Source organism: Streptomyces sp. 5-10 (genome assembly GCF_014712245.1).
Lineage (GTDB): Bacteria > Actinomycetota > Actinomycetes > Streptomycetales > Streptomycetaceae > Streptomyces > Streptomyces violaceusniger.
On record NZ_JACVYG010000056.1, the window covers coordinates 28,959 to 50,402 of the forward strand.

Sequence of the window (21,444 nt, forward strand, 5' to 3'; positions counted from 1 at the left end):
GATACGGGAAGAGGTCGAATTCGGGCCGGTGGGCGGTTCAGCCGGTCACCACTCGGCGCCGCGCCAGGCGACGGTGACGTCCGCCGTCCCATCGGACGCGGACTCGGCCCGGAACGACAGCTGAGAGGTGCCGGGTGGCAGGGTGAACGACTCCTCGGGGGCGCTGCCCGGTGTCGCGGTGTGCCGGCGGGAGGCGGTGTCGTTGAACACCACGGTGCCTTCGGCGGTGTCCACGACGAGCCGGTCGTCGGAGGCCAGGGTGATGGCGTACTCCAGCCAGTCGCCGGTGGTGCGGTTGGCCAGCCGTGGCGTGGTACACGGACCGGTGAAGGTGATCACGGGGTGGGCGGGGGCGCTGCCGGTGTTCTCCACGTTCAGATCGCCGGTGGACTCCGGAGTGCCCCAGGTCAGCGGCCAGCCGAGTGGCCAGGACAGCCCGGGCTCGGGCCGGGGGAGACCGACGGTCTCCCGCCGCCCCACCGCCTCGTAACGGCGTGGATCGCTCGCCTTCCACTGCAGCGTCATCTTCGCCAGGCGGCTCGCGGCGAACTGCCGGTCGGTGGGGACCACGCGCTGGGTGACCCGGGCCCGTACGGCCAGCGTCTCGCCGTGCAGGCGCACGGCCAGCCACTCCTCCTCGTCGCGTACGGCGGTGGCGGCGCGCAGGGCGCGCAGCGCGTCGCGCAGGCCTTCCGGCCCGGCGTCCGGATCGGGTGCGAACCACACCTGCGCGGTGACCGTACGGGCCTGCGCCCACTGCGAACCCGGCCAGCCGCCGTGCCCCACCGGGCGGTCCGCGTCGGAGGTGTCCAGGGCGGGCAACTCCTCCCAGCCGGTGAGCCCTTCGGCGGCGATCCAGTAGTCGGTGCCGGGGCCCATGAGAAGCCCGGCCCACTGCACCTGCCCGTCGGTTGTGATCAGCGGCCCCGGCTCGGTGGCGGTGGTCTCGTCCGTCATGTCACCCCCTCGCCTTCATCAGGAACATCAGATCCTCGGCGGTCTGCCGGGCGCTGGCGCCCGGGGCTTCGTGGTAGTGCTCGATGACGAATCCGCCGCCCGGCCTGCCGGATCCCGCCAGGGCCGGCGTGGGCCCGGTGCGGGCGAGCAGGGTGCTCAGCCGGTTCAGCGGCAGCACCGCCTCGGCCTGGCCGCCCTCGGCGAGCAGCGCGAGCGTGCCGCCGGGACGGGGCAGCACGATGCCGCCCTGGGCGAGCGTGGGGATGGTGGGGATGTTCACCCCGAACGACTGGCCGCCGATCCCCGGCACCCATGAGGGCACCGAGACCTTGACCCGGTTCAGCGCCCCGATCGCCCGGTTGACCAGCCCGATCACCCCGTTGAGCGGCCCGCGCACGGCCCCGAGCACGGCGCTGAACGCACCCCGGACGATGTCCGCCAGCCCGTTGAAGGCGCGCTGGATGCCGTTACGGGCGGAGCGGAAGGCGCCCGGGATCCGCTCCGAGAAGAAGGACAGCAGGGGCCGGACCACGGCCATGATGGCGTGGATGACCGTGGTGATGATGGTCTTGTAGATGGTGAAGTAGGTCTTCACCACGGTCCAGATGACCTTCAGCACGACCGTGAACGCCGTCTTGATGCCGTTCCAGGTCGTCTGCACCACTTGTTTCGCCACGCGCATCGTGGTGCCGATGACCTGGCCGATGATCCTGAAGGCGGCCTGGACGATGCGCTGGACCGTCTTGGACTGCATCGCCATGTCGACGAGCTTCATGATCAGCGGCATCAGCAGCGCCATGATGGCCCCGAAGACGTTCGACTTCATGGCGGTGTTCAGGCCCTTCTGGGCCGTGGTCACCCCCTGCAGCCCCGTCCTCATCCGCCCCATCAGCCCGCCCCCGGTCGCCGCGCTACGCCCCGCGGTGGTCATGGAACGGCCGCTCTTGGCCACGCTGCGTTCGGCGGCGTTGGCCTCTCGCTGCAGGGTGCGCATGGAGTTGGCCGATTTGTCGATGTCGCCCTTGACGCGGCCCACAGCGGAGCCCGCCTGCGTCGCGGTACGGGCGAACTTGGAGACGCTGGTATCGGTCTGGCCTACGGTGCTGCGCAGGCCGCGGAAGCCGGAGACGGATCGGTTGAGCGCTTGCACCAATGACATGGACGGCCTCCTCCTCAGCCGAGAGCCCTGACGAGACCGCTCAGGCGTCGCTCCAGCTCGTTGATGGCCCGGCTCGCCTCATTGATGTCCTGCACGTTCGACACCCGGCTGGGTGGCATGGGGCCGCGGGCGTTGCTCGCGGCCGTGCGCTGCCGCCGGTGGGCGGCCTCCGCCTTCTGTAGTGCGTCCTTGCCCCTTCGCAGGGCTTGCTGGCTGTCCCGCTCGGCCTTTTCGGCGATCTCACGGACGGCTCTGATGCTGCTCTTGACGGACTCGGCGGCCTCGGCCTTTTCGGCGATCTGACGGACGGCCTGGATGCTGCTCTTGAGGGATTCGGCATCCAGACCCTTCGCCTTGTCGCGCATTTCCTGCACGTCGAACAGCGTCTTCTCGAAGTTGAACAGTTTGAATCCGGCGGAGGCACCGGTGACTTCGGCTGAGCCCCACTTGGCGGCCCCAGTGATACCGGTGACCTCCGCCTTCAGGGCGTTGGCCTCCGAGTTCAAGCCGGTGATCGCCTGTTTCACCCAGGCGTGCTCGACGTTCCACTCCTTGAGCTTCTTGTCCAGTGTCTGTCGCAGGTCCTGCACCGTACCGAGCAGGTCCCGCACGATGTCCGCCATCATCCCTCCAACAGGTCACCCGAAGAACCGCGCCAACTCCGCCGCCGTCGGCGCGTGGCCGGCGGTGGCTGGGTCGGCGGGCGGGCCGTCGGACATATCGGTTGCCCCTGGGCGGGGTACCGGCACCGGCGCCTCCGGCGGGTCCGCGTACTCGTCGCGGTTGGCCGACGCGAACATCCAGTTGGCGATCGCCAAGTGGTCCACGACCGCCGCCAGCAGGTGGTCCGTCAGCCCCCACTCCGCGGCCTCGCCCTCCCGCGCCCGTACGAACGCCGAGTCCGGCGGAAGGTGGCGCACCAGGACCGCCAGGCGCCGCGAGGACAGCGCCTCGCGGTGCCAGTCGAGCAGGTCGACGCCGTAGTACCGCAGCAGATCGGCCTCCAGCGCCTCGGCGTGCTCCTCCACGAGCGCGCCGAGGCTCAGCCTTCCCCCACGCCGAGCCCGGTGTCCTGGCCGTACGCCTCGAGTATGGCGGCGATGTCCTGCACGCTCACCTCGTGTTCGCACAGCCGCTGGTAGCTCTGCTCGCCCATGAGGAGGGCGAGCAGCCCGTCCAGGTCGTTGTCCTTCAGCTCGGCCAGCGCGTGCGCCGAGCGGCGGGGGATCTCGGTGGGCAGGGAGAACGTCTCCCCGTCCACCTCGAAGTCCCAGGTCAGGCCCAGCGCCTCCAGGCGCTGGGCGCGGGCGGCGTTGACGTTGAACGCGGCCATGGCGCGGCTCCTTCGCGATCGACGTGGCGGGGGAGGGGATCAGGATCCGGCGAACGCCGGGTCGTTCATCAGCCAGGTGGCCAGCGGGGTGTCGTTGTCCACGGCCAGCGCCGTGAAGGTGACCCCGAGCCGGACCGCGGCCGTGCGGGTGAGCTGGAGTTCCTCGGTCTCGGTGACCTGGCCACGGCGGAGCACGAACCGGTACTTGATGACATCGCCGTCGGCGAACTCCACGCCCAGCATCCGCTCGTCCTTCTTCGGCTCGGCGGCGAGTTCGTAGCGGTACACCTTCGAACCGGCCGCCGTCTCCGCCACCGCGTCGCCGCCGAAGAAGAACGGCAGGGTGTCCTCGTTCAGCTGGAGCAGCTGGAACTTCACGGTGAGGTCGCGGTCGGAGTAGACGAAGCGGGCCGGGCTGACCGACTGCCAGGTGTCCACCGGGTCGATCTTGTCCTTCTTGTTGAACTTGATGCCGTCGGTGGTGGTGTACCCGAGGTCCTTCCAGCCCGCCGCCCACGCCGTGGAGACATCGGGCGGGACGGTGGTGCCGAGCGGGGCGGTCAGGATGCGGCCGGTCCCCGCGACACGGATCTCATTGGGGTTCATTCCGGGCATGCGATTGCTCCTTGTGGCGTGGTGATGAGGGCGAGCGGTCGGCGGTGACGTGGCCTACGCCGGGCGGATGGAGAGCCGGACCGTGGACAGGTAGCGGCTGGCCGCGGCGTGCAGGTAGTCGGGCAGCCACCGGGGGCCGTCCACCTCGGAGACATCGGTGACACAGGCGGTGCCGAACGTGGTGCCGCGCACCGTGAACAGCGCCGTACGGGCGGCCGTGGCGACGGTGTGGGCCGTGGGTTTGTCCGGGCCGTACACCTCGAGGTCGACCAGCGGCTGGTCCAGGTGGATGTCCTCCACCCAGACGCCGCCGGCCCGGGAGACCAGTACGGCCTTCTGGGTCCCGTCGAAGTCCGGCGGGGTCCGGTTGTCCACGAGTACCCCGGTCAGCTCGGGGCGGTTCTTCAGATGCTCGACGACGAGGCGTTCGACGTCGGGAAAGATCACCAAGGGCTCGGTCATGCGCGCACTCCTTGCTGTGGTCAGGGCTGCGCACAGCGAAAAGCGGCGGGGCCGTGGCCCCTTCAGGGGCACAGCTCCGCCGCTGGCACCAAGTGTGATGCACTGGATGCCCATTGACAACCACTTGTCGTCACTTATGCCTAGATGACCATGGGCCCCGCAGGTCACGTACGTCGTCGTGTGGCCCGCTCGGCCGCGAACACATCCTCCAGCCGATAGAGGAACGCCTTGCCCTGCCGCCCCGCGGGCCGCAGATGCTTCAGCTGCACCCACTTGCGGATGGTGGCGGGGGTGACCCCCACCTCCACGGCGGCCACGGCGGCGGTCAGCAGCGGATACTCGGGCGCCTGCGTGGTCCTCATCGGCTCACCGCCACGACGGGGGAACCTCCGTCCAGGGCTGCGGTGATCTGCTCCAGGGCGAGCGCGCCGCCGGCCGCCAGCTCCGCCCACTCGCCCTCCGGCCAGGAGTGCCGGTGTGCCCGGTCCGCGTGGCAGCCGCACGCGGTGTGCGGGCAGCGGCAGCCGGGGTTGATGCACAGCACCGCCCGGCGCAGCGGAAAGGCCCGCAGCGAGACCGAAGCGCACAGCGGGCACCGGCCGCGCAGCCGGACCACGGGCTCGGCGTCCCCGAGCACGCCCGCGCAGCGCCGCGCCATTCCGCTGACCTCGTCCAGCAGATGGCGCATCAGCACCGGGTCGGCCTCGACCCGTTCCAGCAGCCCCGCGAGACGGGCCAGTCTGACCTCGACCGTTCCCCTGCTCGCGGGCGGCAGCCCGAGCCGGTCGTGCACGGCCTCCTCCAGCTCCACGACGCCGTCGGTGATGTCGCGTACGGTGTCGGAGACCCTCAGGCGCAGCGGTTCCAAGGGCCCGCGGCGGTCGGTGCCTCCCCGCTGCCGGCCGAGGCCGGGGCGGTGCGGGGAGGGGGTCAACTCCGCCTGGAGCTCGGGGAATTGCCGTACCAGGACGGTGATCCAGTGACTCGCCCTGATGCGGTCGGGATGCGCAAGTGCGTCATTGCTCAACAGAACCCCCCAGGTCGTCTGCTTCCTCGCTTCCTAGGAACCCCGGTCCACGCGGAACGGTTCCCACCGGAAGGGCGCGCGGAAGCGGGAATCAGGGCGCGCGGAAGCGGAATCAGAGGGGGCGCCGAAACAGGCGTCAGGAAGGCGCCGTGGCGAGCGTCAGGGGAGGATCGAGTCGACGTAGCCGCCGTCGACGCGCACGGCTCCGCCGGTGGTGGCCGAGGCGAAGGAGGAGCTCAGATAGACCGCCATGTGGGCGATCTCCTCGGGCTCGATCAGCCGCTGGAGCAGCGACTGCGGCCGGTGCTTGGCCATGAACTCCCGCTGGGCCTCGTCCCAGGGCAGCTCCGGGTCCACCAGTTCGTAGACGAAGTCCTCGACCCCGCCGGTGTGGGTCGGCCCGGCGATCAGCGAGTTGACCGTGACCCCGGTACCGGCGGCGTCCTTGGCGAAGCCACGGGTGACGGCGAGCAGCGCGGTCTTCGACATCCCGTAGTGGATCATCTCGGCGGGGATGACGACGGCGGAGTCACTGGCGACGTTCAGGATCCGGCCCCAGGAGCGGTCCTTCATCCCGGGCAGGAAGCCGCGGATCATCCGGACGGCGGCTAGCACGTTCACCTCGAAATAGCGCCGCCACTCATCGTCGCTGATCTCCAGCGGCGGAGTGGCCCCGAAGATGCCGAGGTTGTTGACCAGGATATCGGCGTCCGGCACGGCACGGATGACCTGGCGGGCGCCGTCCTCGGAGGTGATGTCGCCGGGGGCGGAGACGAACGAGCCGCCCTCCGTGTCCTCCTCCAGCTTCTGGATGGCGGCCTCGACGGACTCCTCCCTGCGCCCGTTCACGGCGACACGGGCACCCGCCCGCGCCAGCCCGGCGGCGATGGCGAATCCGATGCCCTGCGTGGAGCCGGTGACCAGGGCGGTCTTACCGGAAAGGTCGATCTGCACGGCGCTCCTTCGTCGATACCTTATTGCTTGCGTGCGCCTTTAGTTGCACACGCGCCATACTAGCGTAGCCCGATGCGACGACGGCCGTGGCCGCTCACGACCCATGGCGGACCTCAGGCCCCATGGCGGACCTCGATACGTCCCCGCAGCCTCGGATCGCGCGAGGAGGAGCCCACCTCCACGGTCCGGCGCCCGGTGCCCAGTACCCACTCATGGCGTTCGGAGTCCCATGCGGACAGCGCCCGCGCGGCCACCCGCACCGTCACCTTCCGCGCCTGGCCGGGCCGCAGACGGACCCGCCGGAAGCCCGCCAGAACCCGCTCGGCCTGGTCGAGCGGCAGATCGGGCGAGGGCCCCACATACACCTGGGCCACCTCCGCCCCGGCCCGCCGCCCGGTGTTGCGCACGGTGAAGACCGCCTCCAGACCGCTTCCGCGCCACCGTAGCCGCAGCCCCGCATAGGCGAAGGTGGTGTACGACAGGCCGTGGCCGAAGGGGAAGAGGGGCCGCACGCCCTCGGCGTCGTACCACCGATAGCCGACGTGGATGCCCTCGGAGTACTCCTCGCGGCCGTTCACCCCGGGGTAGCGCCGGGGGTCTCCGGCCATCGGATGGCGGTCGTCGGAGACGGGGAAGGACTGGGTGAGCCTGCCGCCGGGGTTGGCGTCGCCGAAGAGCAGGGCGGTGGTGGCGGCAGCGCCCTCCTGACCGGGGTAGTACATCTGGAGGACGGCGCCGGTGCGCCTCAGCCAGGGCATCGAGGCGCACGAGGAGGTGTTGAGGACGACGGTGGTGCGCGGATTTGCCCGGGCGACGGCGTCGATCAGCGCGTTCTGGTGGCCGGGGAGGGCGATGGTGATCCGGTCCCTGCCCTCGGTGGCGTCCTCGTACGCGAAGAGCACCACGCTGTGCGCGGCCCGGGCGGCGCGCACGGCCTCGGCCACATCGGCGGCGCGGGTGGCGGAGGTGGTGCGGCGCAGCCGGAAGGTCAGCCCCTTCCCGCCACCCTTGGCGGTGACCTTCAGCCGGTGCTTCCCCGCCGTCAGCTCGACGGCCGCCCGGCGCACGGCGAGGCCGTCCGGGGCGGCGCTGACGAAGCCACCGGTGAAGTACTCGCCCAGGCCGGGCCGGAACGGGAACAGCTCCTCGCCGTCCAGCAGCACCCTCGGGCGGCCGGTGGGCGGGCCGCTGAAGTGCAGGACGAACGTCCACTCATCGGCCTCGGCCACGGTGAGGGTGGACTCGTACGTCCAGCTCTTCCCCGCCGCCACCTTCCGCTTCTCCAGCCCGGCGGCCGGGGAGAGCGCGGAGGCGGGGATCTCCTTGCCGAACACGTCCTCGCCCAGGGCGTAGTCCACCCGGGCCCTCTTCCCCGCGCGCTCCCGGATCGCCTCCAGCGGGCTCGCGGCGTGGTCGGGGACCACATGGGCGCTGCCGCCGCCACTGACGAAGGGGATGGAGCCGGTGGGCCCGACCACGGCGATCGAGCGGGCGGCGGACCCGGTCAGCGGCAGGGTGCCGCGCTCATTGCGCAGCAGGATGCCGCCCGCCGTGGCGACCTTCAGCGCGGTGCGCGCCCCGGCCCCGGGGTCCCGGCCGGGCCGGGGCGGGGCGCCGCCGTCCAGCAGGCCGAAGCGGTCCATGACGGTCAGGACGCGGCCGACCGCGCGGTCCACCTCGGCCTCCGGTACGGTCCCGTCGGCCACCGCCTCGCGCAGGGCGTCGCCGAAGTACTTTCCGTCCGGCATCTCCATGTCGAGCCCGGCGCCGAGGGCCGCCGCGGTGCTGTGGGCGGCGTGCCAGTCGGTCATCACCCAGCCGTCGAAGCCCCAGTCCTCGCGCAGCACGCCGGTCAGCAGCGGCCCGCTCTCACCGGCGAAGACCCCGTTGACCTTGTTGTAGGCGCCCATGACCGCCCCCGCGCCCGCCCGTACCGCCGCTTCGAAGCCGGGCAGCTCCATCTCCCGCATCGTCCGCTCGTCGACGATGACGTCGATCGACTCCCGCTCGTACTCCTGGTTGTTCATGGCGAAGTGCTTGACGGTGGCGATCAGGCCCTCGCCCTGGATGCCGCGCACCTCCTCGGCCACCAGCTCGGAGGCGAGCAGCGGGTCCTCGCCGAAGGTCTCGAAGTTGCGCCCGGCGTACGGGGTGCGGATGAGATTGACCATGGGGGAGAGCAGCACGTCCTGGCCCAGCGCACGGCCGTCGCGCCCGAGGGTGCGCCCGTACTCCCGCGCCAGGGCCGGGTCGAAGGCGGAGGCGAGCAGCACCGGCGCGGGCAGCGCGGTGGCATGCCGGGTGACCCGTACCCCGGCGGGCCCGTCCGCGAGCCGGAGTGGCGGAATGCCGAGCCGGGGGACACCGGGGGTGTACCCCGCCTGCCCGAGGCCGTGAGGATCCTTCGCGCCGTGCAGCAGCGCAAGCTTCTCCTCGAGCGTCATCCGGCCGACGAGGGAGTCCACCCGGGAGCCGGGCTCGGGGGCGAGCCCGGTGGCGGTTCCGGTGGCGGTTCCGGGGCCGGAAGCGGGCTCGGCGGCGGCCACCGGCCATCCGCCCCCACCGGTGGCGGCGACGGCCATCGCCCCTCCCAGGAAGGACAGGGCGGAACGGCGTGACAGGGCGCCCGGCATGGCGTCACTCCATCTCTCGCGGCTCGAAGACGTGTGTGTACGCAGGCGTGCTGACGTGGCTGAGGTGTCCGTCGGGTGAACACCGTGCGGACATCACATCACGGGGTCGGCCGCTCGTCGGGGTACGCCGGGTTTCGGGATCGAGGTGTCGCCGGTCAGCGCGTGCCCTGGGTGGACAGATCCGCGGTGAGACGCGGTGGACCCCGCCCGGGGGGCGGGGTCCACTGTCACGGGGACACGGGTGGGCGCTGGGCGCCTCAGGTGCGGTAGGCGTAGTAGAGCGAGTTCGGGTACGAGGCGATGATGCTGGCCACGGACTTCCGGTAGGTGTTCACCGAGTGGTAGGTCAGGTACGGCACACCACTGGAGCTCCGGTAGGTGACGATCATGGTGTGGTCCTTGGATCCGTCCTTGTCGAAGTCCATCTGCATGACGTCACCGACGCCCATGTAGTAGACGTTCGCCAGGTTGGTGGCCCGCTTGGCGTCCAGGGTGAACCAGGACCACTCGTTGGTGCCCACCCAGGACGTCGACTGGTACGAGGTGTCGTACCACCAGCTGCGGTAGTCCTCGGCGTCGCCGGACTTGTTGGCCCAGCCGCCCGCCTTCAGGGACTGGCTCACGAAGTTGGTGCAGTCCCCGCCGGCCTCGTTGAACTTCCGGTAGGCGGGGTTGTAGTTCTGCCAGTACTTCTCCGCGTACGAGGCCATCGCCGCGTAGTCGTAGCTTCCGGCGGGCTTCGTCTGCGGCTGGGACGGCTTGGAGATGGCGGCGGGCGTCGCCTCGGGCAGGGCCGTCGTCCTGGCCGTCGCCACCCGCGCCGTGGCGGGCTCGTTGACCGCCAGCGGGCCGTCGTCGGTCGAGGTGAGGCCGGTCAGCTGCCACTTCCCGTCCGCCGTGGCGGCGAAGCTCAGCCGGTGGTGTGCCTGGAAGCCGGTGGTCGCGGGCTCGTCGCCGCGTATCTTCTTGTAGGTCAGCGTCGTGGTCTCGGTGGCCTGGACCGTGGCGTGCCCGGCCTCGACCCGTATCCGGTCCACCGCCACCCGGGTGTCGGCGGAGGTGTACGCCTCGCCCAGGGCCGCGAGCCGCGCCTTGCGGGTGCGCAGTGTGGACAGCGCGGTGTCCTCGGTCCGGGTCTGCCCGGCCGACAGGCGGACGTTCTTCTCGGCGAGCGGGGCCGCGCGCCGCACCGACTGCTCGTTGTTGTCCAGCAGAGCCGCCGTGCGCTGGGTCAGCACCGCGTCGGCCAGCCGTCCGAAGGACCGCGCGGTCGCGGTGTCCACGGTGCCGGCCGCCGCCGGGCTCTCCGCCGCGCTCGCGGCGGAGACGGGCAGGACCACGGCGGACAGGGCCGCCGTCAGCACGGCCCCCACGGCGGATCTGAAGGTCGTTGACTTCACGTGTATTTTCCCTCCACACCCCCGGACCGGACGGGCCGGGGTCACCGAATCATCACATGAACTCCGCGTGTGTGGAGCCCATGTGACGATTTCGGTCGTGCGGAGGCCGGGCCCGGTCCGGCCCGGCGCCGTCACCAGGTGACGGGCAGTTCGTGGGCTCCGTAGATGACCATGTCGCTGCGCATCCGGACCTCCTCCGGGGGCACGGCGAGCCGCAGCCCCGGGAACCGGCGGAGCAGTCCGCGGTAGCCCGCCACCAGCTCGATCCTGGCCAGATGCTGCCCCAGACACTGATGGATGCCGTAGCCGAAGGCGAGGTGGCTGCTGCGGGGCCGTCCGACGTCGAGCGTGTCGGGGTCGTCCACCAGCGCCGGGTCCCGGTTCGCCGCCGGGACCGAGACGGCCACGGACTGGCCCGCCGTGATGGTGACACCGCCGACGACGACGTCCTCCAGCGCGATACGGACCGGGAAGGCGTTGACGATGCTCAGGTAGCGCAGCAGCTCCTCGACGGCCTGGGGGAGGAGCGACTCGTCGGCCCGCAGCCGCTCCAGCTGCCCGGGGTTGCGCAGCAGGGCGAAGGTGCCGAGGCTGAGCATGTTGGTGGTGGTCTCGTGGCCGGCGATCAGCAGCAGCCCCGCGATGCCGCCGATCTCCTCGTCGTCGAGCTCGTCGACGGCGGTCAGCAGGGAGATCAGATCGTCGCGCGGGTCCTTGCGCTTGGCCTCGACCAGGGTGCGCAGGAAGGTGTCGAGCTCGGTCTTCCCGGCGACGAACTCCTCATCGGTGCGGTCCTGGCGGAGCAGCCGCGCGGCGACGGACTGGAAGAGCTCCCGCTCCTCGTACGGCACGCCGAGCATCTCGCAGATCACCAGCGAGGGGATGGGCAGGGCGAAGTGCCGCACCAGATCTGCCGGTTTGCCCGCCGCCTCCAGCGCGTCCAGCTGGTCGGCCACGATGTCCTCGATGCGGGCCTCCAGCTCCCGCATCCGCCGCACCGTGAAGTACCGCGTGAGCTGGCCCCGGTAGTGGCCGTGCTGCGGCGCGTCCATGGCCAGGAACGACCCCGCCCCGCTGCTCCGGTCCCTGCGGACCGACTCGGGGACCGGCCGCATCGCGTCGTCACCACGCCAGCGCTCGGCGCTGAACCGGGGATCCCGCAGCACCTCCCGCGCCTCGTGATACCCGGTCACCAGCCAGCCGACGCTGCCGCCGGCGAACCGCAGCGGGCTGATCGGCGGCCCGGTGAGCAGCGCGCGGGCCGGGTTGATGTAGTCGTCCCGCTCTTTTGGATACGAAGGGAGGTCGTGGAGATCTCGCAGGTCGTCATGGGTGGCGGGCATCGGAGCGTTCACGATGGCTCTCCTTCGTGATCCTCGAACCGTCCCGGGGCGAACGTCCCGGAGCCGTCGGTCGCAGCTTCGATAGGGAACGCTACCGATAGGGTTCCCTATTGAACAGGGGGACAGATCGGCTACCGTACGGATCTGGCCAGGTTTCCGAACAGTTGGTGGAGAGGGGCACACCGATGCCGCCGCAGCGGTCAAAGACCGTGGAAGCGCTGATCGTCGGGGCGGAGCGGGCGTTCGCCGAACGCGGCTTCCACGGGGCGTCGATCGGCTACATCTGCCAGTGCGCGGGCAGGACCACCGGGGCCTTCTACTCCAACTACGACAGCAAGCTGAAACTCTTCCTCGATGTCTTCCGGCGGCACAGCGACCGCACCGCCGACTACATCGGGGAGCGGATCGACGAGATGGACACCGGGCGGGACCTGGCCCCCCAGCTCGCCCGGACCTTCGCCGAGATCTTCAACGGTGAGCGCCTGGACACCCGCTGGGTCTTCATCCACCTCGAATTCCGGCTGATGGCGCTCCGGGACGGCGACGCCGCCGTCGCGCTGGTGGACCACGAGAAGCGGTTCAGCCGCCGCATCGGCGCCATGCTGGACGGGCTCTTCGACCGGGCCGGCCACCGGCCCGCCCTGCGGGGCACCGAACTGGCCGCGCTGCTCGGCGCGATGACGCGGGGCGTCAAGCTGGACCGGGGTATCTACGCCGCGGGCGGCGTCGACGACCCGCTCTCCACCGAGCAGGTGGCGAGGGTGCTGGAGGGCCTGTTCCGCTCGGTGGCCTGAAGCCCGGTCCCGAGTCGTTCGGCGTGGTGCTTCGTCAAGCGGCTGAACGCTGATGCGTCCTGAGCCTGGGGGTCAGCCCGCCCTGCGGAAGCTGTCGACGGGGCCGCCGAAGCCGCCCTCGGGGCCCTTCCAGTTGATCGCCAGGGCGTCGTCGCCCTTCATCCCGACGGTGCCCTGGCCCCGCCCTCCATCGCTGCCACCCTTGCACGACAGGGTCAGGGACGGCTCGTCCTCGCCGCCCTTGAGCGTGCCCGTGCAGTCGAGCTTCGGGCCCTTCGCCGTGACCTTGCCGTCCGCGATGGTGAGGGTCTCCAGGTCGTCGGCGGACTTCGCCGCCACGATGGACTTCCAGGAGCCCGCCGAGCGCTCCATGATCGTGCCCCGGGCCGACGGACCCGAGCTCGGCGACTGCTGGGCGGACTGAGCGGCCTTGGTGGCGCCGCCGCTCGGCTTCGATTCCTTCTTCCCGTCGTCGCCGCCTCCGCAGCCGCTGACGACAAGGCCGACAATGGCCGAAGTGACCGCCATGTGCACTGCCTTGCGCACGTGAACTCCTTTCCCCGTACAAACTGAGCACGTCAACCTAACAGGCCACGCCGCGGCCCCATGAAGGGCCCTGGCCTGCGCGGACACACCCCCGATGCGGCAGGCCCGCCCCGTGAGACCGGCTTGATACGTACGGCACTGGCCCGCGAGGTCCCGTGTACGGGGCCAATAAAGTACGTCGATGCGCGGACCGCCGATCGGTCCGCGCGGGATGACGCGGTACGGGGTGAGGAGGAGCTACGGCTGTGGAGGCACGGGCGCACACCGGCCGGCTGGACGAGCTGCTGCACGAGGTGCGGCGACAGATGAGCCGAGGTTCCGGGGCGGACCCGCGGCCGGTACTCGACTGGCTGGGCCGGCAGATCGACGCCGATGTCGCGCTGGTCGGCGGCGCGGGCGCGGTCGAGACCTCCACCGCGCGCTTCCCCCGGCAGATCCTGCCCTCACTCGAACCGACGCTGGCACGGCTGTCCGGCGGGCAGATGGCCGCGGCGGCCACCGAGAGCGGCGCCCTTCAGGTGCGCCTTGAGGCGCTCGGCCCGCACGCGCCACGCCCGGTGCTGGTGGTGGCGGGCGCCTCGGCGCCCAGCCGCGAAGCGGCGTCGCTGGTCTCGCACGCCGGGAGTCTCATCGCGCTCCTGGACCGGGCGCGGGGCGCGGACACCACCTTCCGCGGCTACCAGTACAAGGCGCGGCAGCTGCGGTTCGCCGTCTTCAGCGCCCTGCTGGCGGGAGATCTCACCCTGGCCCGCCGGATGACCACCGGCGCCGTCCCCGCGCTGCTGGACGCCGAACGGCTGCGCGTCTATCTGCTGCACTGCCCGCCGGAGGACCGGGACCGGCTGGCGCAGACCTACCAGGACGGCTCGGGCTATCACGGCACCGGCCTGATGGTGCACTGCCCGGCCTTCAAGGAGCACCTCATCTGTCTCGTCGCGGACGGGTCCGCCGACGGATCCGGCGATGGGTTCGCCGACGAGGCCGGTGGCCGGTTCGACGCCGAGCCCGACGCCGACCCCCACGACCGCGCCGACGACCCCGAGACCGCTCACGGCCAGGGCGCGGTGCTGCGCCGCCTGGTGCGGGACAACTCGCACTACGCGCTGGGCATCAGCAGCCCGTATCCGCTCGGCGCGACCGCCGAGGCGTACGGTCAGGCCCTGCACGCCCTGGCCGCGGCGCGCCATACGCCCGAGCGGGTGGCCGCGTACCTCGGCCGGACACCGCTGATGCCCCTGCTGCCCCACCCGGAGGCGGACACCTGGGCGCGCGCCCTGCTGCGGCCACTGGAATCCACTCCGAGAGCCACCCTGGACATCACCCGGCTCGCCGTCACCTTCCCCCGGTCGGCGGTGGCCCGGTTGCTGGACATCAGCCGCAACACCGTGTCCCACCACCTCAGCCGGGTGGAGGCCACCCTCGGCCTGGACCTGGGCGACGTACGCACCCGGGCCGCCCTCGACCTGGCCTTCGGCCTGACCGGAGGGCAGCCGGACGGCGGCTTCTGCGCCGAGGGCGGCTCGGGCCCCCAGGGCGGCTCGGGCCCCGAGGGCGGCTTCGGCCCTGGTGGCGGCTTCGCCTCTGGTGGCGGCTTCGCCTCCGGTGGTGGCTTCGGCGCCGAGCACGGGCGGCCGGTGCCCACCCTGGAGGAGCTGTTCCGCACCGGGCCCGCCCACGCCTGGGCGCGGGAGTTCCTCCGCCCGCTCCGGGACACCCGCGGCCGCGATCTGCACACCACCCTGCGCGCCTGGATCGACGCGAACACCGACGCCCAGCGAACCGCCCGCCATCTCGGTCTCAGCCGGAACACCGTCAGGGCCCATCTGCGGGCCGCCGAACACCTGCTCGGCCGGGATCTGCTCACCACCGGCTCCGGGATCCACGACCTGGTGCACGCCCTGCACATCACCGGGCTCCACCCGGCGGTCTGACTGCGCACCGTGCACATGTCGCGGGCGGGCGATGCGCACCGTGCACCGTTGCCCGCCCGCATGATCGGCTTTAGCGTCACTTTTGCCGCACCGCGCGGAAACGGAGCCCGGCCTCCCAGCGTGGCGGGCGGTCTGTATCACCACGAGGGGAGTGATGCAGACCGGTGCCGTACGGCGCTCACAGCTCCGAGGGCTCCCTCCCCGCGGTGGGCGCGGTTCGCGCTCGGGGACGTGCCGGTACACGTCCCCGAGTGACGGCGAGCACCGCGCCCGACAGCAGCACCAGGGCGCCCAGGGCCTGCAGACCGCCGAAGGACTCGCCCAGGAAGACCATGGCGCACACGGTGTTGACCACCGGGACCATGAACATCATCAAGGACGCGGACGCGGGGCCCACCGCCCCCACTCCCCGGTAGTACAGGAGATTGGCCACGGCGGCCGGGCCGATGGCGAGGAACACCACGTTCAGCCAGAGGCCGGCCGGCAGCCCGTCCCAGCGCACCTCGCCCAGGTCGGGCGCGGCGAGCACCCCCAGCAGCACCGCCCCCGCACACGTCGCGTACGTCGTGGCGCGCAGCGGGTCGATCCCGGCCAGCACCCGGGGCCCGATGAGCGTGTACGCGGCCCAGCACACCGCGCTGAGCAGATACAGCAGATCGCCCGTGAGCCGGGTGGCGCCGCCGTGTGCGCTGCCGCCCGCGCCGAAGAAGAACACCACCGCCCCGGCGAGCCCGAGGGCGAGCCCCGCCAGCCGCCCCCCGGAGGCCCGCTCACGGCCGGTGACCAGGAGGAAGGCGCTGGTCAGAACCGGGCTGAGCACGGGGATGACGATGCCCGCGTCGAGCGAGGGCGCCAGCGAAAGCCCCCAGAAGAAGAAGCCGTTGTAGGCGAAGACCCCCAGGACGCCCGCGAACGCCGCGCGCCGCCCGCCGCCCCGCGCGGAAGCCGGGGTGGCCGCGGCCGGGGTGGCCGCGGCCGGGGTGGCCGCCGGCTTGCCGAAGACCGCCACCGCCGCCAGCAGGGCGACCGCCCCGCCACCGAAGCGCAGCAGCGCCGCCACGGTGTGCGGCAGCTGGGCCACCACCGACTTGGAGCTGGAGAAGGCGCTGCCCCACAGCAGCATGGTGACCGTGAGCAGGAGGTACGGGCTCTTCCATCCCTTGTCTTCAGGCATGCCCCGACCCTGGCCCGTGGCCTCGCCCCCGGTCTTGAACGCTGGAGCGCCGCCCCGGCGCCACCCGTTCCGCATCGCCACCCGGTCCGTTCCGTGAGGAATACCCCTTCCCGGGATGTGGAACCGGGTAGGTGTCACCCGTGGCACCAGAGCCTCGGCGGCCGACCCGTGACCCGGACCGTCCACGACGGTTCCCGCTTCGGAAGGTGGTAGGTGGTCCCGTTGAACACCGCTGATCAGGAGACACCCCGCGAGCGCGAGGAGTTCCGCCGCTCCGCGCCGCACTTCGCCGACCGGATCACCGCCGACGGCCGGGACGGCTGGCCGGTGGAGGCCGGGCGCTATCGGCTGGTGGTCAGCCGGGCCTGCCCCTGGGCGAGCCGCGCGCTGGTCTCACGGCGGCTGCTCGGCCTGGAGCCGGCCCTGTCGCTGGCCATCACCGACCCCATCCAGGACGAGCGCAGCTGGCGCTTCACCCTGGACCCGGGGGACCGGGACCCGGTGCTGGGTATCGGGTTCCTCAGCGAGGCGTACGACGCCCGCGAGACGGGATATCCGGGCGGCGTGAGCGTGCCCGCGGTGGTGGACGTGCCCAGTGGCCAACTGGTCACCAACGACTACCACCGGATCACCCTGGACCTCGCCACCGAGTGGACCGCCCTCCACCGCGAGGGCGCCCCGGACCTGTACCCCGAGGAGCACCGCGACGAGATCGACGACGTGGCGGAGGGCATCTACCGCGATGTGAACAACGGCGTGTACCGCGCGGGCTTCGCCGAGCACCAGCACACCTACGAGGACGCGTACCGGCGGCTCTTCGCCCGCCTCGACGAGCTGTCCGAGCGGCTGGCCACGCGGCGCTATCTGGTCGGCGACACCATCACCGAGGCCGACATCCGGCTGTTCACCACGCTGGTCCGGTTCGACGCCGTGTACCACGGCCACTTCAAGTGCAACCGCAACAAGCTCAGCGAGGACCCGGTGCTGTGGGGGTACGTCCGTGATCTCTTCCAGACGCCGGGTTTCGGGGACACCGTCGACTTCGACCACATCAAGCGCCACTACTACCAGGTGCACACCAACATCAACCCCCGCCGCATCGTTCCGCTCGGTCCCGATCTCTCCGGGTGGCTGACGCCGCATCACCGTGAGGAGCTGGGCGGGAGCCCGTTCGGCGACGGCACGGCGCCCGGACCGGTGCCGGACGGCGAGGAGGTGCCGCAGGAGGGCCGGGTGGCTTGAAGTCGCACATGTCGCATTCCCGTGCCGCCCGGCGCCGCATGTCGCTTCGTTCGCCCGGTCTTCAAGTGATCGGCACACCTGTTACACAGATGCCATGTGTACGCCCCGGCCCGTGTGCCACCTCGGCCCCAGTCGTGGCGGTCGGGTCCGACATGACGCGCGTCACCTCGCAGAAGGGGCGCGGTGCCGGGTGAGTTCGGTGACCTTTCTGTGAGGGAACGGCGACGATGAGGTGCGCGCTTGTGCCCGTCGTGTGATCGGAAAGTGGCGGAATGCCCGGTTCCGGACCGTGGCTGATTCGCAGCGTGGCGAGCCCCGTGATTACATCCCAATCCGCGCTCGGCATCCACGGATCCCCGGTTCCTCCCGGAGCCCCGTGACCATGCCACGGGAGCCGATTCCCCTCGGCTGCCACGCGCTGGTGCAAGCTCAACGAGACAGTCACCCAAGGGAGACGCAACAATGAACAACGCGCCCAAGGTCGCGACCCAGGAGATCTCCGACGCCGAGCTGGACAACGTGGCCGGCGGGATCGGCAACCCGGTGGGCGACGTCCTCGGCACCGTCGACACCGTCACCGGCCCGGTGACCGGCGCCGTCGGCACCGCCACCGGCACGGTTGACGGTCTCACCGGCCTGAACACCACCGGCATCGTCGGTGGGGTCGTCGGCAGCCTCTGAGGCTGACACACCGCCTTCCCTGTGCCCCGGGCCTGCCTGGTCCGGGGCACTCGGCGGTCCACGGCGCCCTTTTGGATCACTCCCTTCGCGGTTGAGGAAACACTCTCGTGCAGTTCCGCCAGCAGGCACTCTCCAAGGCGCAGTCGGCAGAGGACATCGACCTGCCGGTGCGCTACGCCCGCCCCCAGGGATGGCTGGCGCTGGCGGTCACGGTGGTGGTCATGGCCGGGGCCGCCGTATGGGCCGTCACGGGCACCGTGTCCAACACCCTCGACGCCACCGGGATCCTCACCCACGGGCAGGGCAGCTATGTGCTGCAGAGCCCGATCGCGGGCCAGGTGACCTCCGTCCTCGCACAGGAGGGCAGCACCCTCCCGGCGGGCGCGCCCCTGCTGAAGGTCCGCACCACCCGTGGTACCACCGTCGTGCGCACCATCGCCGCCGGCCGGCTCACCACCCTCTCCGCCTCGATCGGCTCCGTGCTGAACACCGGCGCGAACGTGGCCTCCGTGGAGCGGGTCCGCCACTCCGACGACCCTCTGGTCGCGACCCTGTACGTCCCCGCGAACCGGGCGGCCTCGGTGCGGGTGGGCGCCTCGGTCGACCTCAGTGTGCAGTCCGCGCCGACGCAGACCTACGGTGTGCTCCGCGGCGAGGTGCGGGCCGTGGGCCGGACCGCCCAGTCCAGCCAGCAGATCGGCTCCTACCTCGGCAGTGAGCAACTCGGCGAGGAGTTCTCCAAGCAGGGCCCGCCGGTCGCCGTCCAGGTGCGCCTCGACCGCGAGCGCGGCACCCGCTCCGGCTACCGCTGGTCGTCCCCCGAGGGTCCGCCGTTCGCCCTCGGCTCCATGACCCTGACCGACGGCACCGTCCACCTGGACGCCCAGCACCCCATCGATTGGCTGCTCCCGTGACCGCGACGAACGAGGCCGGACCGCCCCGGCCCGCACCCGCCGGAAGCAGCGGGGCACGCCGCCCCCAGCCGGCCCGCGGACGGCGGCGCGCCCCGCGTGGCGGCGCCGGGCCGAGGAAGCCCCGGCGCCGTACCGTACGCACCCCCACCGTCCTCCAGATGGAGGCCCTGGAGTGCGGTGCGGCGTCGCTCGCCATGGTGCTCGGACACTACGGGCGCCATGTGCCGCTGGAGGAGCTGCGGATCGCCTGCGGTGTCTCCCGGGACGGCTCGCGCGCCAGCAATCTGCTCAAGGCCGCACGGAGCTACGGTCTGCGCGCCAAGGGCATGCAGATGGAGCCCGAGGCCCTGGTGGAGGTCCAGGCCCCGGCCATCCTGTTCTGGGAGTTCAACCACTACGTCGTCTACGACGGCATGGGGCGGCGGTTCGGCAAGCGCGGCGTGCACATCAACGACCCCGACAAGGGGCGCCGCTTCGTCCCCATCGAGGAGTTCGACACCAGCTTCACCGGTGTGGTCCTGGTCTTCGAACCCGAGGAGTCCTTCCGCCGGGGCGGGCGCCGCCCGGGGGTGCTGGGCGCCCTGCCCCCGCGCATGCGCGGCACCACCGGCACCCTGCTCGCGTCGCTGCTGGCCAGCCTGTTGCTGGTGGCGGTGGGGGCCGCGGTCCCGGCGCTCAGCCGCACCTTCATCGACACCTTCCTGATCGCCGGCCAGGACTCGACGCTTCAGCCGCTGTTCGCGTCGATGGCCGTGGCGGTGTTCCTCACCGCCGTGCTCACCGGTGTGCAGCAGGCGAACCTGCTGCGCGGGCGCATCATCTCCTCCACCCTCAGCAGCGCGCGGTTCCTACGCCATCTGCTGCGGCTGCCCGTCACCTTCTTCGCCCAGCGCAGCCCGGCCGACCTGGTCCAGCGGCTGCGCTCCAACGACACCGTCGCCGAGACGCTCGCCCGCGATCTGGCCGCCGCGGCCGTCGACGGGGTCGTCGTGGTGCTCTACGCCGTGCTGCTGTGGACCTACGACCCCCAACTCACCGTCATCGGCGTCGGGTTGGCGCTGCTGAACGTGGTGGCGATACGGGTGGTGGTGCGGCTGCGGGCCACCAGGACCCAGAAGCTGCGGGCCGACACCGCGCGGCTGACCACCACCTCGTACACCGGTCTCCAGCTCATCGAGACGGTGAAGGCCACCGGCGGCGAGGCGGGCTACTTCCGCCGCTGGGCCGGTCAGCACGCCGTCACCCTGGAGGAGCAGCAGCGCCTCGGCGTGCCGAGCTCCGTACTGGCCGTGGTCGCCCCCACCCTCGCCACGTTCAACAGCGCCCTCATCCTCTGGATCGGCGGGCTGCGGGCCGTCGAGGGCCACATCTCCATCGGCCTGCTGGTGGCCTTCCAGGCGCTGGTGACCCGCTTCACCGCGCCCATCACCCGGCTCAACTCGGTGGCCGGGCGCATCCAGGACTTCTCCGCCGACGTGGCCCGGCTCAAGGACGTGGAGAACTTCCCGGTGGACTCGCTCTACACCCGCGACGAGCCGCGCGAGGACACCCGCCGGCTGACCGGGCAGGTGACCCTGGAGAACATCACCTTCGGCTACAACCCGCTGGACGAGCCGCTGCTGCGCGACTTCTCGCTGTCCGTCGGCCCCGGCCGGCAGGTGGCGCTGGTCGGCGCCTCCGGCAGCGGCAAGTCCACCGTCTCCCGGCTCGTCTCCGGCCTCTACACCCCCTGGGAGGGGGTCATCCGCATCGACGGACAGCGGCTGGAGGACATCCCCCGCGGCGCCCTGGCCGCCTCCGTCTCCTTCGTCGACCAGGAGATCTTCCTGTTCGAGGGGACCGTGCGGGACAACGTGGCGCTGTGGGACCCGTCGATCCCGGACGAGGCGGTGGTCGAGGCCCTGCGGGACGCCGCACTCTACGACGATGTGATCGCACGGCGCCCGGAGGGGATCCACTGCCGGGTGGAGCAGGACGGCCGCAACTTCTCCGGCGGCCAGCGGCAGCGGCTGGAGATCGCCCGCGCCCTGGTGCGCCGCCCCAGCGTGCTGGTGCTGGACGAGGTCACCAGCGCCCTGGACGCGCGGACCGAGCAGCTCGTCATGGACAACCTGCGCCGTCGCGGCTGTGCGTGTGTGGTGATCGCCCACCGGCTCAGCACCGTGCGGGACAGCGACGAGATCCTCGTCCTGAACCGCGGCACGGTCGTCGAACGCGGGCGGCACGAGGACCTCGCCGCCGCTTCAGGCCCGTACGCCGAGCTGATGAAGGAGCACTGA

21 protein-coding genes are annotated in these 21,444 nt (G+C 71.5%); 6 read left to right on the forward strand and 15 right to left on the reverse strand.

Features of this window, described 5'->3' with window-relative positions:
• Nucleotides 1–45 precede the first annotated feature (45 nt).
• From IEJ02_RS39505 to IEJ02_RS39565, 13 genes are all read right to left on the reverse strand, one after another.
• Nucleotides 46–957: a phage distal tail protein gene (locus IEJ02_RS39505; RefSeq protein WP_191069201.1), complete on the reverse strand. Its 912-nt coding sequence runs from the start codon at nucleotides 955–957 to the stop codon at nucleotides 46–48.
• Between the two features lies 1 nt (nucleotide 958).
• A complete protein-coding gene (locus tag IEJ02_RS39510; RefSeq protein WP_191069202.1) occupies nucleotides 959–2,116 on the reverse strand; it encodes a phage tail family protein in 1,158 nt (385 codons plus the stop codon).
• A 14-nt stretch (nucleotides 2,117–2,130) separates the two neighbouring features.
• The gene (locus IEJ02_RS39515) at nucleotides 2,131–2,739 is read right to left on the reverse strand and encodes a hypothetical protein (RefSeq protein ID WP_191069203.1); all 609 of its coding nucleotides are present in this window, start codon (nucleotides 2,737–2,739) and stop codon (nucleotides 2,131–2,133) included.
• Nucleotides 2,740–2,754: 15 nt separating this feature from the next.
• Nucleotides 2,755–3,144, reverse strand: a complete 390-nt coding sequence (locus tag IEJ02_RS39520; protein WP_191069204.1) for a hypothetical protein — start codon at nucleotides 3,142–3,144, stop codon at nucleotides 2,755–2,757.
• Between the two features lie 14 nt (nucleotides 3,145–3,158).
• Complete coding sequence (locus tag IEJ02_RS39525) at nucleotides 3,159–3,449, reverse strand: hypothetical protein (RefSeq protein WP_137976392.1); 291 nt, start codon at nucleotides 3,447–3,449, stop codon at nucleotides 3,159–3,161.
• Nucleotides 3,450–3,488: 39 nt separating this feature from the next.
• On the reverse strand, nucleotides 3,489–4,064 hold the full coding sequence (locus IEJ02_RS39530) for a phage tail tube protein (protein WP_137976391.1): 576 nt from the start codon (nucleotides 4,062–4,064) through the stop codon (nucleotides 3,489–3,491).
• A 54-nt stretch (nucleotides 4,065–4,118) separates the two neighbouring features.
• Entirely contained in the window at nucleotides 4,119–4,526 is a 408-nt protein-coding gene (locus IEJ02_RS39535) for a hypothetical protein (RefSeq protein WP_137976390.1), read from the reverse strand.
• Nucleotides 4,527–4,690: 164 nt separating this feature from the next.
• Complete coding sequence (locus IEJ02_RS39540; RefSeq protein WP_037953897.1) at nucleotides 4,691–4,888, reverse strand: helix-turn-helix domain-containing protein; 198 nt, start codon at nucleotides 4,886–4,888, stop codon at nucleotides 4,691–4,693.
• A complete protein-coding gene (locus tag IEJ02_RS39545; protein ID WP_223865205.1) occupies nucleotides 4,885–5,553 on the reverse strand; it encodes a hypothetical protein in 669 nt (222 codons plus the stop codon). Before IEJ02_RS39545 ends, IEJ02_RS39540 begins: the two co-directional genes overlap by 4 nt.
• Nucleotides 5,554–5,712: 159 nt before the next feature.
• Nucleotides 5,713–6,507, reverse strand: coding sequence for an SDR family NAD(P)-dependent oxidoreductase (locus tag IEJ02_RS39550; RefSeq protein ID WP_191069205.1), 795 nt, complete (start codon nucleotides 6,505–6,507; stop codon nucleotides 5,713–5,715).
• 113 nt (nucleotides 6,508–6,620) lie between these two features.
• Nucleotides 6,621–9,140, reverse strand: coding sequence for a beta-glucosidase family protein (locus tag IEJ02_RS39555; protein ID WP_191069206.1), 2,520 nt, complete (start codon nucleotides 9,138–9,140; stop codon nucleotides 6,621–6,623).
• Between the two features lie 257 nt (nucleotides 9,141–9,397).
• On the reverse strand, nucleotides 9,398–10,540 hold the full coding sequence (locus IEJ02_RS39560) for an amidase domain-containing protein (RefSeq protein WP_191069207.1): 1,143 nt from the start codon (nucleotides 10,538–10,540) through the stop codon (nucleotides 9,398–9,400).
• A gap of 131 nt (nucleotides 10,541–10,671) precedes the next feature.
• Nucleotides 10,672–11,895 carry a cytochrome P450 gene (locus tag IEJ02_RS39565; RefSeq protein ID WP_191069208.1) on the reverse strand — a complete coding sequence of 408 codons (1,224 nt, stop codon included), beginning with the start codon at nucleotides 11,893–11,895 and terminating at the stop codon, nucleotides 10,672–10,674.
• 173 nt (nucleotides 11,896–12,068) lie between these two features.
• Here IEJ02_RS39565 and IEJ02_RS39570 point away from each other — a divergent pair, with 173 nt between their 5' ends.
• Entirely contained in the window at nucleotides 12,069–12,677 is a 609-nt protein-coding gene (locus IEJ02_RS39570; protein WP_191069209.1) for a TetR/AcrR family transcriptional regulator, read from the forward strand.
• 72 nt (nucleotides 12,678–12,749) lie between these two features.
• Here the strand turns inward: IEJ02_RS39570 and IEJ02_RS39575 are convergent, their stop codons facing one another.
• On the reverse strand, nucleotides 12,750–13,223 hold the full coding sequence (locus IEJ02_RS39575) for a hypothetical protein (protein WP_191069210.1): 474 nt from the start codon (nucleotides 13,221–13,223) through the stop codon (nucleotides 12,750–12,752).
• A 245-nt stretch (nucleotides 13,224–13,468) separates the two neighbouring features.
• Between IEJ02_RS39575 and IEJ02_RS39580 the strand changes: the two genes are divergently transcribed.
• Nucleotides 13,469–15,154 carry a helix-turn-helix domain-containing protein gene (locus IEJ02_RS39580; protein WP_191069211.1) on the forward strand — a complete coding sequence of 562 codons (1,686 nt, stop codon included), beginning with the start codon at nucleotides 13,469–13,471 and terminating at the stop codon, nucleotides 15,152–15,154.
• A 178-nt stretch (nucleotides 15,155–15,332) separates the two neighbouring features.
• Here the strand turns inward: IEJ02_RS39580 and IEJ02_RS39585 are convergent, their stop codons facing one another.
• Complete coding sequence (locus tag IEJ02_RS39585; protein ID WP_191069212.1) at nucleotides 15,333–16,328, reverse strand: DMT family transporter; 996 nt, start codon at nucleotides 16,326–16,328, stop codon at nucleotides 15,333–15,335.
• Nucleotides 16,329–16,550: 222 nt separating this feature from the next.
• Here IEJ02_RS39585 and IEJ02_RS39590 point away from each other — a divergent pair, with 222 nt between their 5' ends.
• From IEJ02_RS39590 to IEJ02_RS39605, 4 genes are all read left to right on the forward strand, one after another.
• Nucleotides 16,551–17,570 carry a glutathione S-transferase family protein gene (locus tag IEJ02_RS39590; protein WP_137976383.1) on the forward strand — a complete coding sequence of 340 codons (1,020 nt, stop codon included), beginning with the start codon at nucleotides 16,551–16,553 and terminating at the stop codon, nucleotides 17,568–17,570.
• A 462-nt stretch (nucleotides 17,571–18,032) separates the two neighbouring features.
• Nucleotides 18,033–18,251, forward strand: coding sequence for a type A2 lantipeptide (locus tag IEJ02_RS39595; protein ID WP_137976382.1), 219 nt, complete (start codon nucleotides 18,033–18,035; stop codon nucleotides 18,249–18,251).
• Nucleotides 18,252–18,358: 107 nt separating this feature from the next.
• Nucleotides 18,359–19,165: an HlyD family efflux transporter periplasmic adaptor subunit gene (locus IEJ02_RS39600; RefSeq protein WP_191069213.1), complete on the forward strand. Its 807-nt coding sequence runs from the start codon at nucleotides 18,359–18,361 to the stop codon at nucleotides 19,163–19,165.
• Nucleotides 19,162–21,444, forward strand: a complete 2,283-nt coding sequence (locus IEJ02_RS39605; RefSeq protein WP_317986033.1) for an NHLP family bacteriocin export ABC transporter peptidase/permease/ATPase subunit — start codon at nucleotides 19,162–19,164, stop codon at nucleotides 21,442–21,444. Before IEJ02_RS39600 ends, IEJ02_RS39605 begins: the two co-directional genes overlap by 4 nt.